The organism is Stenotrophomonas sp. 704A1, from assembly GCF_030549525.1.
GTDB lineage: Bacteria > Pseudomonadota > Gammaproteobacteria > Xanthomonadales > Xanthomonadaceae > Stenotrophomonas > Stenotrophomonas tuberculopleuritidis.
In genome coordinates this window covers 233,893-248,827 of record NZ_CP130831.1, presented here as the reverse complement: position 1 = coordinate 248,827, position 14,935 = coordinate 233,893, and the positions used below count along the sequence as shown (strand labels likewise).

General features: G+C 65.4%; 11 protein-coding genes. 5 read left to right on the top strand and 6 right to left on the bottom strand.

Going from position 1 to position 14,935, the window contains the following annotated elements; all coding sequences use genetic code 11:
- From Q5Z10_RS01065 to aceB, 4 genes are all read right to left on the bottom strand, one after another.
- Window positions 1-2,499, bottom strand: coding sequence for a putative peptide modification system cyclase (locus tag Q5Z10_RS01065; protein WP_303637516.1), 2,499 nt, complete (start codon window positions 2,497-2,499; stop codon window positions 1-3).
- 15 nt (window positions 2,500-2,514) lie between these two features.
- Window positions 2,515-3,558 (bottom strand): GGDEF domain-containing protein, encoded by a 1,044-nt coding sequence (locus tag Q5Z10_RS01060; protein WP_303637515.1) that lies wholly within the window; start codon window positions 3,556-3,558, stop codon window positions 2,515-2,517.
- A gap of 323 nt (window positions 3,559-3,881) precedes the next feature.
- Window positions 3,882-5,183 (bottom strand): isocitrate lyase, encoded by a 1,302-nt coding sequence (aceA, locus tag Q5Z10_RS01055; protein ID WP_303637514.1) that lies wholly within the window; start codon window positions 5,181-5,183, stop codon window positions 3,882-3,884.
- A gap of 69 nt (window positions 5,184-5,252) precedes the next feature.
- Window positions 5,253-6,890 carry a malate synthase A gene (gene aceB, locus Q5Z10_RS01050; protein ID WP_303637513.1) on the bottom strand — a complete coding sequence of 546 codons (1,638 nt, stop codon included), beginning with the start codon at window positions 6,888-6,890 and terminating at the stop codon, window positions 5,253-5,255.
- A gap of 109 nt (window positions 6,891-6,999) precedes the next feature.
- Here aceB and Q5Z10_RS01045 point away from each other — a divergent pair, with 109 nt between their 5' ends.
- From Q5Z10_RS01045 to Q5Z10_RS01030, 4 genes are all read left to right on the top strand, one after another.
- Window positions 7,000-7,968: a LysR family transcriptional regulator gene (locus Q5Z10_RS01045; RefSeq protein WP_303637512.1), complete on the top strand. Its 969-nt coding sequence runs from the start codon at window positions 7,000-7,002 to the stop codon at window positions 7,966-7,968.
- A gap of 155 nt (window positions 7,969-8,123) precedes the next feature.
- Window positions 8,124-9,554 (top strand): hypothetical protein, encoded by a 1,431-nt coding sequence (locus Q5Z10_RS01040; protein WP_303637511.1) that lies wholly within the window; start codon window positions 8,124-8,126, stop codon window positions 9,552-9,554.
- Window positions 9,551-11,293: a hypothetical protein gene (locus Q5Z10_RS01035; protein WP_303637510.1), complete on the top strand. Its 1,743-nt coding sequence runs from the start codon at window positions 9,551-9,553 to the stop codon at window positions 11,291-11,293. Before Q5Z10_RS01040 ends, Q5Z10_RS01035 begins: the two co-directional genes overlap by 4 nt.
- Window positions 11,294-11,302: 9 nt before the next feature.
- Window positions 11,303-12,211: a LysR family transcriptional regulator gene (locus tag Q5Z10_RS01030; protein WP_303637509.1), complete on the top strand. Its 909-nt coding sequence runs from the start codon at window positions 11,303-11,305 to the stop codon at window positions 12,209-12,211.
- Between the two features lie 63 nt (window positions 12,212-12,274).
- Here the strand turns inward: Q5Z10_RS01030 and Q5Z10_RS01025 are convergent, their stop codons facing one another.
- Both Q5Z10_RS01025 and lepB read right to left on the bottom strand, forming a co-directional pair.
- Window positions 12,275-13,531, bottom strand: coding sequence for an MFS transporter (locus tag Q5Z10_RS01025; RefSeq protein WP_303637508.1), 1,257 nt, complete (start codon window positions 13,529-13,531; stop codon window positions 12,275-12,277).
- Between the two features lie 123 nt (window positions 13,532-13,654).
- Window positions 13,655-14,281: a signal peptidase I gene (lepB, locus tag Q5Z10_RS01020; protein ID WP_303637507.1), complete on the bottom strand. Its 627-nt coding sequence runs from the start codon at window positions 14,279-14,281 to the stop codon at window positions 13,655-13,657.
- Window positions 14,282-14,532: 251 nt separating this feature from the next.
- Here lepB and Q5Z10_RS01015 point away from each other — a divergent pair, with 251 nt between their 5' ends.
- Window positions 14,533-14,934 carry a hypothetical protein gene (locus Q5Z10_RS01015; protein WP_303637506.1) on the top strand — a complete coding sequence of 134 codons (402 nt, stop codon included), beginning with the start codon at window positions 14,533-14,535 and terminating at the stop codon, window positions 14,932-14,934.
- The last annotated feature ends 1 nt before the right edge of the window (window position 14,935 follow it).

Here is a 14,935-nt window from a genome sequence, read left to right as displayed (position 1 = left end):
TCAGGGCGTTCCTGCCTGCGGCTGGCCATTCGCATCGGCCAGCCGCCGCGCGTCTGCCACGTTCAGCGGCAGCAGGACCAGGCCACCGGCATCTTCGGCGAAGGCCAGGCCGGTGCGCTGGCGCAACCAGCGTTCCCGGCGCTGCACGGCCTGATCGCGGCCGAGGGCGCGGTCGACATCCAGCTGCAGCACATGCCACTGGTACAGCGTGCCCTTGGCCAGCGGCTTCATCAGCGCCGCCGCGGCCTCTGCCCTGCCGGCGTCCAGCTCGGCCCGCGCGCGCAGCAGCAGCCACAGTTCCTGCAGCCGCGGATCGGTACTGCGCTCAACCAGCGCTTCCAGTGCAGGCCGACGGCTGCGCAGCTCGGCATCCAGGCCGGCACGCTGCAGGTGGTAGGCCACCGACAGCGCGACGAAGGCGCGATGGCGCGGCGCGGCGCCGACGCCTTCACCGACTGCCGCCAGCGTGCGGTCCAGCAGCCGCGCGTACTGCTGGCGCGGGCGGCTGCCTCCCGCCTGTGCAGTCCAGGCCAGCGACTGCAACGCCAGGATGTCGCACAGCTCCGGCACGCTCGCGCACTGCTCCACCGCCTGCGCCATCTCGGTCGCCGCTTCGGTGGCCTGCCCCTGCAGCGCCAGCAGCCCGCTGTAGGCCATGCGCCCGGCGAACCCGCGCGAGGTGATGGCTTCATGGCGCTCGCGCGCCTTCTGTGGCTCGCCATCCAGTGCCAGCGCAACCGCTTCGAGCATGTCGCCACGCCAGTTCGGCTGCGCACTGGCTTCCTGGAACGCGGCCAGGGCCGCCTTGACCTCGCCACGCGCCAGCTGCACGCGGCCAACGAAGGACAACACCAGTGCCCGCTGCGCGTGATGGCGTTCCAGCAGCGGCATCATGTCGGCCAGTGCGCCGTCGTAGTCGCCATAGGCGAACAGCGCCAATGCGTGATTCATCCAGCCAGCCGGATCGTCCGGGTACAGCTGGGTCAGCATCCGCCACTTCTCCGCACTGCGCTGCGGCGGGGCGCCGCTGAAGTCCGCACCCCAGGCATCCAGGTACAGCTGGTCGCGCGCACTCAGCCGGGTGCGCCCGGATACGGCCTGGCGGTACAGTTCGCCGGCCGCCGAGACATTGCCCATGGCGTACTGCAGCCGCATCTGCCCGATGTAGGCGAAGGTGAACTGCGGATCCAGGCGGGTGGCCTGCTGGAAGAACAGCAGCGCATCGTCGAAGTGCCCCTGCACCAGCGCATCGGAGCCCTTGGCGTAGGCATGCAGCGCATCGAGATTGGCGGTCGCCACGGTCGGCAGGGGCTTCTGCTCGCGGCTGACATCATGCAGCGCTTCGCCCAGGTCGCTGCGCAGCGCCTTGACCACGGTATCGGTGGAGGCCAGCACCGAATCCAGGCCATTGCCATCGGCGTAATGGGTGTACACGGTCTGCCCGCTGCGAGGATCCACCACTTCCACGCCCACCCGTACCTTGCCGTTGAGCTCGAGCACGGTGGGCATCAGCACGGCGCGCGCGCCGTCGCGCAGCGCGACCTCGATCGCCAGCGCGCGGTCCAGCCGTGCGTTGGCCGGGCGCTGCATCAGCTGCAGCGTATCGCGCACCTTCAGTTCGCTGAGGATGTTGACGAAGCGCGATTGCCCCAGGCTGATGTAGAGCGCCTGTTCCAGGCTGGAATCCAGCTGCGGGTAGCCCGTGCTGTTGCTCACCGCTGCCAGGATCACCCAGTCGCGCTCGGCGAAGGCGATGGCCGGCGCCGGCCGCAGCAGGGTCCACATCACCACGGCCAGCACCACCGCCAGCGCCGCTTCGGTGAACAGCGCCGCTGGGCGCCGCCACAGCGGCAGATCGCGCCATGCCTTGTCACCCGAACGCGGCCGGCGCATCGGCGCGCTGCCGCGGATGCCGACCTCGAACACCTGCTGGCGGTCACTGATGCCCTTGAAGCGCCACAGTCCATGGTCCTTCCAGCGCAGTTCGTCCGCCGTCCACGGCAGTTCGCTGCCGGCCCGCCGCGCCATCTGCTCGGCGGCCGAGGACAGCAGCACCTGGCCGGGCCACGCCAGCTGCATCAGGCGCGCGGCCATCGGCTTGGCCAGGCCTTCCACTTCCACCGGTTTTGCGCCGTGGGCCACCGCCTCGCTGCTGTTGTTCCACAACAGCACGTCACCCACGTGCAGGCCGGCGCGCGCGCGCAGGTCGATGCCGCGTTCGCGCCCCATCGCATGCACCGCGCTCTGGTAGGAAAGGGCGAACCCGATGCCATCGACGGGGCGTTCGAACAGCACGAACAAGCCATCGGAACGATCGATCAGCTGGCCGTTCCAGTGCTGCTGCAGGCCCAGCACCAGGCGGTCATGCTGCTGGAAGAACTCGGCCGCGGCGACGTCGCCGATACGTTCGACCAGCTGCAGTGAATCGCACAGGTCGGTGAACAGCAGCGCCCGCAACTGCGGGCTCTGCAGTGGGGAAGGCGTCTGTGCAGTGTCCATTGCCACCTCCGTTGCTCATTGACCGCTGTCGGAATCCCGGGCCCAGCGCAGGCAGTTGCCGCCGGCGCGCTTGGCCTGGTACAGCGCCCGGTCCGCGCGTGCATACCATTCGCTCCAGTCCGCCTCCGGCGCCAGCAGGCTGGCACCGATGCTGGCCAGGCTCACGTGCGGCGTGCCGTGGCTGCGTTCCAGCAGGCCGTGCACCGCGCTGAGGATGAACTCGGCGGCGTGCTGCACGATCTCATGATTGCCCCGGCGCAGCAGCAGGCAGAACTCGTCGCCGCCCAGGCGGCAGGCCAGATCGTGCTCGCTGGCCATCGAACGCAGGATGTTGCCCATGCTCTGCAGCACCCGGTCGCCGGCCTGGTGGCCATGGCGGTCGTTGATCTGCTTGAAGCGGTCGCAGTCGATCAGCAGCAGCGCCTGCGGTGGCCCTTCGGCCTGGGTGCGGCATTCCTGCAGGTACAGGGCCAGGCCCCGCCGGTTGTGCAGGCCGGTCAGTTCGTCGGTGCGCACCAGCTCACGGGTGTGGGTCAGCTGGTGGGTGGTGATGTACAGATTGTCGAGCGCGGTTTCCAGGTCATGGTTGCGCCGCCGCAGCTGGCTGATCAGCGCCTGCTCGTTGGTCAGCACGCGCATGATCGTGCGCCGCAGGAAATAGGCAACCAGGCCGGGAGCGGAATCGACCAGGCGATGGAAGTCGTCCGGCCCCAGTTCCAGGACCTCGCAGTCTTCCAGCGCACGCGCGCTGGCGCTGCGCGGGTGGTCGCCGACCAGCATGCCCAGTTCACCGAAGAATTCGTGCCGCCCCAGGGTCTTGATCACCAGGTCCTCACCGAAATCCAGTTCGATCTGCCCGTCGAGGATCACATACATCCGCTCGCCATGGTGGCCGCGCTGGAACAGCCACTGGCCGGCCTCGAGCTTGCACGGCCGGGCGAACTTCGCGAACAATGCGATCTCGTCTGCGGTCAGCAGGGCATGCACGATCTCGGCCATCGCCACGCGGGCGATACCGGTCGTCGTGTCGATGTTCTCGGCCGCACCCCTGCCGGTCATTCCCTGCACCCGCCGCCAGCGTCCCCTGGTGAGCCGCGGAGCATAGCAGTGAATCAAACTGTGCGCCGCATCTCATTTTAGTCGTTGTCGCCGCGGCGACCGCGCGCGGCCCGGGCAACGCGCATTCAGGCGCCTGCGCCCGGCCGTGAAAATCCCATGGGATCAGCCACATGGCAGGGCGGCGTGGACCCATTGTCGCGGCGCTCCGCGCACACAACAACGCCGGCAGGTCCCCCGACCTGCCGGCGTCGTCTGGCCCTTCCCTGGCCACCCTGATCGTCCCGCCCCGTCCGTGCCGGCCAGCGGCCGGCCCTGACGAGTGGTCAGGCGGCGCGTTCGCTGCGCGCGCCGTGGAACTGTTCTTCCTCGGTCGAACCGGTCAGCGCGGTGGTCGAGGACTGGCCCTGCTGGATCGCCTGGGTCACCGCGTCGAAGTAGCCGGTACCCACTTCGCGCTGGTGCTTGACCGCGGTGAAGCCGCGCTCGGCCGCTTCGAACTCGGCTTCCTGCAGCTCCACGAAGGCGCTCATCTGGCGGCGTGCGTAGCCGTGGGCCAGATTGAACATGCCGTAGTTCAGGGCGTGGAAACCGGCCAGGGTGATGAACTGGAATTTGTAGCCGTAGCTGCCCAGTTCGCGCTGGAATTTGGCGATGGTGGCGTCGTCCAGGTTCTTCTTCCAGTTGAAGCTGGGCGAGCAGTTGTAGGCCAGCAGCTTGCCGGGGAACTTCGCATGGATGGCCTCGGCGAACTTGCGCGCGAATTCCAGGTCCGGCTTGCCGGTCTCGCACCACACCAGGTCGGCATAGGGCGCATACGCCAGGCCACGGCTGATCGCCTGGTCCAGGCCGTTGCGGGTCTTGTAGAAGCCTTCCACGGTGCGCTCGCCGGTGGCGAACGGCCTGTCGTTGCCGTCGATGTCGCTGGTCAGCAGATCAGCGGCTTCGGCATCGGTCCGCGCCACCAGCAGGGTCGGCACGCCCAGCACATCGGCAGCCAGGCGCGCGGCGTTGAGCTTTTCGATCGCCTCGCGGGTCGGCACCAGCACCTTGCCGCCCATGTGGCCGCACTTCTTCACCGAGGCCAGCTGGTCCTCGAAGTGCACGCCGGCCGCGCCGGCCTCGATCATCGCCTTCATCAGTTCGAACGCGTTGAGCACGCCGCCGAAACCGGCCTCGGCATCGGCCACGATCGGCTGCAGGAAATCGATCTCATCCTTGCCTTCAGCGTGGTGCAGCTGGTCGGCGCGCAGCAGGGTGTTGTTGATGCGCTTGACCACCGCCGGCACCGAATCGGCCGGGTACAGCGACTGGTCCGGATACATCTGGCCGGCCAGGTTGGCATCGGCGGCCACCTGCCAGCCGGACAGGTAGATCGCCTTCAGCCCGGCCTTGACCTGCTGCATGGCCTGGTTGCCGGTCAGCGCGCCCAGCGCGTTGACGAACTCGCGCTCGTGCAGCGATTTCCACAGCTTCTCCGCACCCAGCCGGGCCAGCGAATGCTCGATGTGCACGGTACCGCGCAGGCGCACCACGTCGGCAGCGCTGTAGTTGCGCTGGATGCCTTCCCAGCGCGGGTTGGTGTCCCAGTCGTGCTGGATCTGTTCGGCAGTGGGCAGCGTGCTCATGTCTTTCTCCAGTTCGGTTCGTGCGGATGCAACGGGGAGGGAAACAACCGGCCGCAGCGCAGGCAGCGCTCAATCGATGCGTGCGTAGGCCGGCAGGGTCAGGAAATCGGTCAGCTCTTCGCTGCGGCTCAGTTCGCCGAGCAGGGCGATGGCTTCACCGATGCGGGCACCGCCGGGCAGCGCCGAGGTATCGCCCAGCCGCGCCGGCAGCTGCGCCAGCGTGCTGTCGAGCAGGGCCAGGTCGATCGCGGTGCCGTCGTCCAGCTGCTGGCCCGGCGTGTGCAGCCACTGCCACAGCTGGCTGCGGCTGATCTCGGCGGTGGCCGCGTCCTCCATCAGGTGATGGATCGGCACGCAGCCGTTGCCGTCCAGCCAGGCGGCCAGATAGCGCACGCAGACTTCCACGTTGCCGTCGAAACCGGCCCGGGTGATGGTGCCCGGCGGCCGTGCAACCAGCTCATCGCGGCCCACGCGCACATCCTGGCGCAGCACGTGATGCTGGTTGGGCGTGGGCATGTGTTCGTCGAAGATCGCCAGCGCCACCGGAATCAGCGCCGGGTGCGCGACCCAGGTGCCGTCATGGCCGGCGCTCACCTCGCGCAGCTTGTCCGCACGCACCCGCGCCATGGCCTGCTCGTTGGCGGCGGCATCGTTGTTGATCGGAATCTGCGCGGCCATGCCGCCCATCGCATGCGCACCGCGGCGGTGGCAGGTCTGGATCAGCAGCTCCGAATACGCCTTCAGGAACGGCTGGGTCATGGTCACCTGGCCGCGTTCGGGCAGCACCCGGTCGGCGTGGCGGCGGAAGGTTTTCAGGTACGAGAAGATGTAATCCCAGCGCCCGCAGTTCAGGCCGACGATGCGGTCGCGCAGGGCATGCAGGATCTCGTCCATCTCGAACACCGCCGGCAGCGTTTCGATCAGCACCGTCACCTTGATCTGGCCGTGCGGCAGGCCGAGCATGCCCTCGATGTGCGACAGCGCGGTCTCCCACAGCGCGGCCTCTTCCATGCTCTGCAGCTTGGGCAGGTAGAAGTACGGGCCGCGGTCCTTGCCCTGCAGCGCGCGGGCGTTGTGGAAAGCGAACACCGCCGCATCGAACAGGCCACCGGCCAGGAACTGACCGTCAACGCGCACATGCTTCTCGTCCAGGTGCCAGCCACGCGGGCGCACGATCAGTACCGCCTGCTCGTCGAACGGGCGCAGTCGGTAGTGCTTGCCCGGCTTGCCGTTGGCCGCCGGTGCGCTGAATTCCAGGTCGCCACGCACGGCGGCGGCCAGGGTCTGCTGCCCGGCCAGCAGGTTGCGCCAGGTCGGCGAGGTCGAATCCTCGAAGTCGGCCATGAACACCTTGGCGCCGGAGTTCAGCGCGTTGATGACCATCTTCGGGTCGGTCGGGCCGGTGATCTCGACGCGGCGGTCCTGCAGCGCCGCCGGCAGCGGGGCAACACGCCAGTCGCCGCTGCGGATCGCGGCGGTGTCTTCGCGGAAGTCCGGCAGGCCGCCCTGGTCGAAGAACGCCTGGCGCTCGCGGCGCGCCTGCAGCCGTGCCTGCCGGCCCGGTTCCACTGCCCGGTGCAGCGACACCAGCAGGGCCAGCAGCGGCGCCGGCAGCACGGTGGCCTGGCCGGCCACCTGGGTCGCCAGGGCGATGCCCGGGGTGGCCTTGGCGGCAGTGGAGGGAACAGCGGAAGCGACGGCGGACATGGGACGACTCCAGCGTGGGGGAACGCCTCCACGGTGCCGTCCGGGCCGAGTATTTGGCAAAACAGTTTTTGCAATGTTCTACATAACTTGTGCTAATACTTATGACGCCATGCCCACGCGCCCCTCGCCAAGTCCGCGTTTTTCCTACAAATCCGATCGGCTGAAGCCGTTGCGCGCGTTCTGTCAGACCGTGCGCCTGGGCTCGGTCTCACGGGCGGCTGAGGCCCTTTTCGTCAGCCAGCCGGCCATCAGCCTGCAGCTTCAGGCCCTGGAGCGGGAGCTGGGTGTGCCTTTGTTTGAACGCAGCGGCCGGCGCCTGGTGCCCAGCCGCGAGGGCCAGCTGCTGTATGAAATGGCGCAGCCGCTGGTGGAGAGCCTGGATGGGCTGGAAGCCCGCTTCCGCGACAAGGTGCGCGGGCTGGACGCCGGCGAACTGAACATCGCCGCCAACAGCTCCACCATCCTGTATCTGCTGCCGAAGATCGTCGAGCGCTTCCGCCAGCACCATCCGGACGTGCGCCTGACCCTGCACAACGCGATCAGCGCCGACGGCACCGATCTGCTGCGCGAGGACGCCGCCGACCTGGCGATCGGTTCGATGACCGACGTGCCGGCGGATCTGAGCTACGCGCCGGCCTACCGGTTCGAACAGGTGCTGATCGCGCCGCACGATCATCCGCTGGCCAGCGGCGGCGAACTGGAACTGGCCGACATCGCGCGCTACCCGCTGGTGCTGCCGCCGAAACGGCAGATCACCTACCGGCTGGTGGACCAGGTGTTCCAGCGCCACCGCATCGCCTACACGGTGGCGCTGGAGGTGGGGGGCTGGGAGGTGATCAAGCAGTACGTGGCGATGGGCATGGGCATTTCCATCGTGCCGGCGCTGTGCCTGAACGAGGCCGACCGCGAACGGCTGGCGGCGCGGTCGATGAAGCGCTGGTTCCCGGAGCGCAGTTACGGAGTGATCGTGCGGCGGGGCAAGGCGCTGTCGGCGCAGGCGCGGGCGTTTGTGGAGCTGATCCAGCCGGAGCTGTTCAGTCCGCGCGACTACGACCAGAGCGGGCATTCGGAGCGGTAAGGGGCGGCCAAGCCTCCTACCCAAGGGTGAGCATTCTCACTAGATTACGTAGATCGAGCTTGGTGGGCTGATCTCTAGAAACAGCTTAGTAGATCTAGACAGCGATCGAATCCGATTAGTAGATACTGGGGCGACGATTCATGATGACGAAAGACATGGAAATAGAACTGGCGAGCATCCAAGGAGCCGAAAGCCTTCAGTCATTGAATCTGTTACTCACAGAGTCGATGAAGCGCATGCAGATACAGCAGCTGATTAGAGGGGACAACCTTACCGAGATTGTATCGACTGTCCTTGAGCTAGCCGCGACCTGCCCGATCGAACACGAGCTTTTTGCGTCCGCAATTTTGGGACGTCTCGCGGCGGTCGCTAGAGGCAGGGAAAATGAGGTCTTCTCCCGCGCCCCAGAGCTCTTCAGCGATGAGCCCGGATCGCTTGAAACACTCGGCGACGGCGACGAGAAGGAGTATGCGGCCAGGGCTATTGCTCACACAGGCGCAAACTGGCTCGCCTCCTACTGCGCGCGCGAGGCCCTTGCACTCGACACGGCAAACAACGCTCGCAAAGAGGTTTTGAAGACTCTGTTGATTGGAGCTGGCAGCATATCCGGCTGCATCGCGCATCTCTCTGAAGCACAGGCGATTGTAAGGAACATTGAACAGCTCGACTCTCGCATCAAACGAGTCAGGCGAATCTTTGACGCCTTAGCTGAAGTCGTCCGCAACTATGACGGAGAAGTTGGGGCTGAGCCAGGAAGGGCAATTTCGCTTCTTATGGACACTTTCCTTCGCGGCGCTTATAGCAGCGACACTGACGCGACACACGCAACAATCGACTCAGCCATCTCCGTCGTCGTTCGAGTGATCGAACTTCGTTTCTCGCACGCACTTCACGCCGAAACCTACAGCGTCCTTCAGTCTGGGAAGAAGCTCCTGACAGTTGGACCGTGGACCCGATTCCTCGAATCCTCACAGAACATCCGCAAGGTGCAGATGAACCTGCTAGAGACCGCCGTCGTTCTAGCGCGTCAGAATCGGACGGACAAAGAGATCCTTCGCGCGATGGAGGCAAGCTGGCCTTCGATAGCATTCATATCAGTCGCCATCAGACTTCATTTCAAGGAAGCCGTTGATATCGATCCAGAGATCTTAGACTACTGGATGAAGGTCGGTAGGGTTCCCCAGAGTGAGCGTGCCGCCGAGCACAAGCTTGGCAATACTGAAGATCAGCAGATTGGTGAACTGCTGATTCAGCTAGACGCAAATCGCGACAACATGGCAAAACTGCACCGCGCCGTCGTCCCGGTCCTCGAGACATTTGACCCGATCCAGGCAGCGACAGTTCGACGGGCCGCAAATGGCTATGAGAGCATCGCTCAGGTGGCAGAGCGTCTTGCTCGGATGCGGAAACTGACGAAGACTGATTTCCTTGGCGATTTGATTGAATACAACCCCATAGAGCACGATATGGAGGGCGGCCATCGCACGGGCATACGCAACGTAAGAGTTGTTCGAGACGGCATACATAAAGAATTTGGCGGAAAGAAGAAAACACTGGTCAAACCACGGGTGGAGCCTGAGAAATGAGCATGGACATCGCGAAGGCCAGAATTATTCTGGGCAATTTGAGAGAAAGAATTGAGATCGGCGATGACGGAAAGTTCCGTCTCTCAGGCATCATTACTCAGAACGAACTGAATGCACTTGAGCTACTTTCATCTGATGTTCCACCTCAGCAGGCGCCTCCTCTCGAAGCAGCCAACCTGCTACATACTTCTACTCCCCCCCCGGAATCCAATGTCATCGCATTCCCATCTGGAACGACCGCAGATGTGGTCGAACCTGAAGAAGCGGTAGAGCTAAATCTATCTACGCTCTACTTGGCCGACGCAGACTCTAGCTATCGAGTGTGCATGGACTTCGGGACTGCCATGTCCAAGGCGACTTTCGTGAAGGACGATGCTGATGGCTTTGAGCACGTCCAAGTGCTGCATCTCGGAGTTCCAGGAGACCAAGAACAGATCGACGAGATCATGCTCGTGTCTTCGGTCTTCATTGATGGCGACGGCCTAATTTGGTTTGGTCAGCGCGGAGTGGAACAGGCGCAGCTTGCACCTGAGGGCAGGAATCTACGGATGGACAACATCAAGCGCGCGCTCTCTGAAGGCGTGTTGGGTGAGCCTGTTCCATTCGCATTCAATCCGACCTCTGAAGACTTGACGAACGAAGACGTTGTGCTGGCTTACCTGTCGTTCTTCACTTGGGCCGTCAATCAGTCATTGAAGCAAGAGGTCGACGCCATTAACGTTTCCCGGAATTTTGCACGGAGATTTGCCATGCCGTGCTTCCCTAGGGCAAACGCAAAAATTGTTGAGTCCAAACTTAAGGTATTGCTCGGCGAGGCGCAGATCTTAGCGGACACCTTTGAGCATAGAATGAATAGCGGCATACCGCTTAAAAGCTTCTTGAATGCCTGCCGAGAACTCCGAGACCAGTCGCGAACTTACTCATTCATTGAGTGCAGCGTGACTGAGCCTTTGGGAGTTGCTGGCTCGCTGCTCAGTTGGAATGCCTCGCAGGACTCTCTCGCACTGGTAGTTGACATCGGCGCCGGCACTAGTGACTTCAGCTTGTATCGGCTGAATGTTGTTGTTGACGAAGACGGTGAGATCGTCAATGCATCGGCAGGCGAGGTTGACAAAGCAGCGCGGGGCATAACGGAAGCCGGGAACCACCTCGACAAGCTTCTGCTTGGCCATATATTGATGAAGGCGGGGGTATCTTCAAGCGACCCGAAATTCAAAGTCATAACACATGATCTGGAGCGCAGCATTCGTGACTACAAAGAGTCCTTGTTCAACGGTGGCGTAGCCGCTGTGACACTGAAGAATGGCGATAGTGTTGAAGTAGCTCTTGAAGAGTTCCTTGCATTAGACACCGTTCGCGCATTTGAGGAATCACTTCGAAGGACTCTAGTTGAGACACTGGAATCTTCGCACCCTGACTGGATCGAGTGGGTTAGAGCTAGCGCCAGCAGATACCTCACTGTCGTGCTAACCGGAGGCGGTGCGATGTTGCCCATGGCCAAGAAGCTTACCGAGGGGTTTGTAACTGCCCACGGGATTCGCATTCCGGTAATTGCTGCTAAGCCTTTCCCAGAGTGGCTAAGCAAGGACTACCCAGACTTGGAGGATCACTACTCTCGAATTGCAGTCTCGCTAGGTGGCGCTCGTCAGAAGACGATTTCCTCGATGGGTGTCCTGCGGTCCACCGGCATTGGAATTGGTGGCTATAGGCTAGATCGTTTCCAGTCGAGAGGAGGTTGACCGTCTTCCATGTCCATCGAACTCCGCCACCTGCGCTACTTCCTCGCCGTTGCCGATACGCTGCACTTCGGCCAGGCGGCGGAGCGGCTGGGGATGTCGCAGCCGCCGCTCAGCCAGCAGATCCGGCAGCTGGAAGACCTGATCGGTGCGCGCCTGTTCGTGCGCAGCCATCGTCGTGTGCAGCTGACGCCTGCCGGCGAACTGCTGCAGGAACGTGCACGCGCCATCGTGCAGCAGGTGGAAACGGCGGTGGACGAGGTGCAGCGCGCGCAGCGCGGCGAGCAGGGTGAGCTGCGCATCGGGCTGACCCGGGCCACGCCGCTGTCACCGCAGATTCCGCGTTCGATCCTGCACTACCGCCAGCAGTATCCGCAGGTGCGGCTGCAGCTGAGCGAGATGAACACCCTGCAGCAGATCGATGCGCTGCTCGATGGCAGTCTGGACGTGGGCATCATCCGCAAGCGCGCGTTGCCGCCGGAACTGGTGGCGCACAGCCTGTTCGTCGATCCGCTGGCGTTGATCGTGCATGCCGGCCACCCTGCCCTGCACAGGCTGTCGAAGCAGGGCACGCTGTCGCTGCGTGATTTCGCCCAGGAGCCGTTCGTGGCATTCCGCCGCAGCGCCGGGGCGGGCATCCATGACCACATGATCGCGTTGTGTGCGGCGGCGGGCTTCACTCCGCGCATCGTGCAGGAAGCCGGTGAAGCGTCGACGCTGATCAGTCTTGCGGCTGCCGGCCTGGGTGCGGCGATCCTTCCCTCCTCGTGCGACCACATCCGGGTGGAGGGCGCGCGCTTCGTGGCGCTGGTCGATGCCGGGGCACATTCGGAAGTACAGCTGGCGTGGCACCGCGAGGGCGTGACGCCACTGATCCGCAACTTCGCCGCGCTGCTGCGCGGGGCGTTTGCGGGCGGGTAATACGCCGCGCTGGGCGCTCGCCGGGCATGGCCCGGCGCTACCGCGGGCCATGCCCGGCGAACGTCAGGCGGTCAGCGGCTGCGCGGCACGCTGCTGCAGCGCCCAGACGATGCCGCCGCCGACCAGGGTCAGCACGGCAGCGAACGCGCAGACCCCGCGCCAGTCCCAGGCGGCATAGGCCAGCCCGCCGACGGCACCGAGCACGCTGGAGCCGAGATAGTAGGCAAACAGGTACAGCGCGGAGGCTTCGGCACGCAGGGCGCCGGCGCGGCTGCCAACCCAGCTGCTGGCCACCGAGTGGCCGCCGAAGAAGCCGAAGGTCACCAGTGCGATACCGAGTGCCATCGTGCTCAGCCACGGCATCGCCAGCAGCACGATACCGGCGCCGATCAGCGCGAACGAAATGGCGAGGATGCGTCCACGCCCATGGCGCGTGGCCTGCTGGCCCATCCATGCCGAACTGAAGGTACCGACCAGGTACACGCTGAAGATCAGCCCGACCACGGTCTGGCTGAGGCGGTACGGCGGCGCCAGCAGGTGATAGCCGAGGTAGTTGTAGAGGGTAACGAACACCCCCATCAGCACGAACGAGGTGGCGAACAACCACGGCAGGCCCGGATCGGCGAACAGCCTGCGCCAGCGTGACGGCAACTGGCGCAGGCCGTCGCGGCGCGCCTGGAAATGTCGCGACGGCGGCAGCTGCAGCCACAGCAGCACGGTGCTGGCGACGGCGATGATCGAGACCACGCCGATACCCCAGCGCCAGCCCCAGTGGTCGGCGATGATGCCGGCCAGCAGGCGTCCGCTCATGCCGCCGATGGCATTGCCGCCGATGTACAGGCCCATCGCCAGGCCCAGCGCGCGGCTGTCCATCTCCTCGACCAGGTAGGTCATCGCCACCGCCGGTACGCCACTCAGGGCCAGCCCCAGCAGGGTGCGCAGCACCAGCAGCGTGGTCCAGTCATCGACCAGCGCGGTGCACAGCGACAGCGTGGCCGAGGCCAGCAACGCACCGATCATCAGCGGGCGCCGACCCACTGCATCGGACAGCAGCCCGGCCAGCAGCATCGCCACGGCCAGGGTGCCGGTGGTCAGCGACAGCGACATCGCACTGCCGGCGGCGGACACGCCGAAGTGGCGGCTGAACTCGGGCAGCAGCGGCTGCACCGTGTACAGCAGGCCGAAGGTGGAGAAGCCGGCCAGGAACAGCGCCAGCGCCGTGCGCCGGAAGGCCGGCGTGCCCTGCTGGATGCGGTGCTCGGCGGCGGGGTCGATAGTGGGGGCGCGGCGTTCGAGGGCCGCCGCAGTTTCGCCAGTCATGGGATCGGTAGGCCGGTGGGGGCGGCCGGGGGCAGGAGGGAACGGGCCCAGACTAGGCCCGTCCATCCAGTCGATCCATAACCTGATAGGTCAGGATTGATACATACTAAGTATCGATTCAGTTCACAGGCGCTGCCACTCGAAACCGTCGCCCCGGCGGTAATACACCGCCACCGCGCGGCCGTAGACCTTGTCGGCATCGACAAAGCCGAAGAAGCGGCCATCGAAGCTGTTGCCACGGTGGTCACCCAGCACCAGCAGTTTGCCGGCCGGTACCACCAGGTCGCTGATGTCCGGACCACCGCCCACATCCAGGTCGAGACGCGCGCGGCGCTCGCCGAAGGCTTCGGTATCCCCCAGGTCGGCGACCTGCAGCGGCTGGCCATTGATGCTCAGGTGGCCATCGCGCAGCTGCACGTGGTCGCCGGCCACGGCCGCCACGCGCTTGATCAGCCGGGTGCCATCGGCCGGCGAATCGAACACCGCGACTTCACCGCGCTGCGGGGTGCCGGTGGCCAGCATTGCGGTGCGGGTGAACGGCACGCGCAGGCCGTACGCACGCATGTCCACCACCACCCGGTCACCCGGCTGCAGGGTCGGCTGCATCGAGCCGCTGGGCACCACGTAGTGGTTGGCCAGGGTATCGCGCGCGGCGGCCAGCAGGCCCAGCATCACCAGCAATGGCAGCGCTTCCTTCTTCAGCCAGACAAGCGCGCGCGTGGAAAACGAGGGTCGGGCAACGGCGTCCATGGCGGGTTCCGGTGGAGGGTGTCGGCATCAGACTGCGATCAGGCACCGGAGGTTCCCGGTAGCGCCGGGCCATGCCTGGCGGGCGCACCGCGCGGCCGCGTTCCCGCCATCCGCCGGGCATGGCCCGGCGCTACCGGCGCACGGGTTACGCAGGTTTTACGCCTGCGCCGGTCGCCGCGCATCGCACCTTTACGGCCCGCGCGCGCATCGTGTGTCCACCGCGCCACAGGGCGCATTCCGCAAGGTGTTGTATGACCCTCCTGGTGATCCGCCACGCGTCGGCGTCGGCGCCGCGCCCACAGCTGCCGACGCAGCTGTCCGGCCACCGCGTGCTGTGCAGCGACTGCGCCAGCCTGTCCGAGGTCCGCCAGTGCCTGTGCCAGCCGCAGGCGCGCTCGGCCGACTGGGTACTGCTGGATGTCGGCGTGGCCGACGAGGCGCAATGGCAGGCCGAGGGTGGCGCGCTGCAGGCAGCGCTGGAACGGCTGCCGGCGCCGTACATCGAGCTGCAGGCCCCGAGTGAGCGGGGCCTGGAGGCACGCCTGCGCCTGCAGCACGGCCCGGCCGCGGTGGTCATCGACCAGCGCAGCCAGCAGGCCGGTTACCCGCTGTCGCTGGCCATCGTCGGCCGCCGCCTGGCGCAGGAGGGCTGAG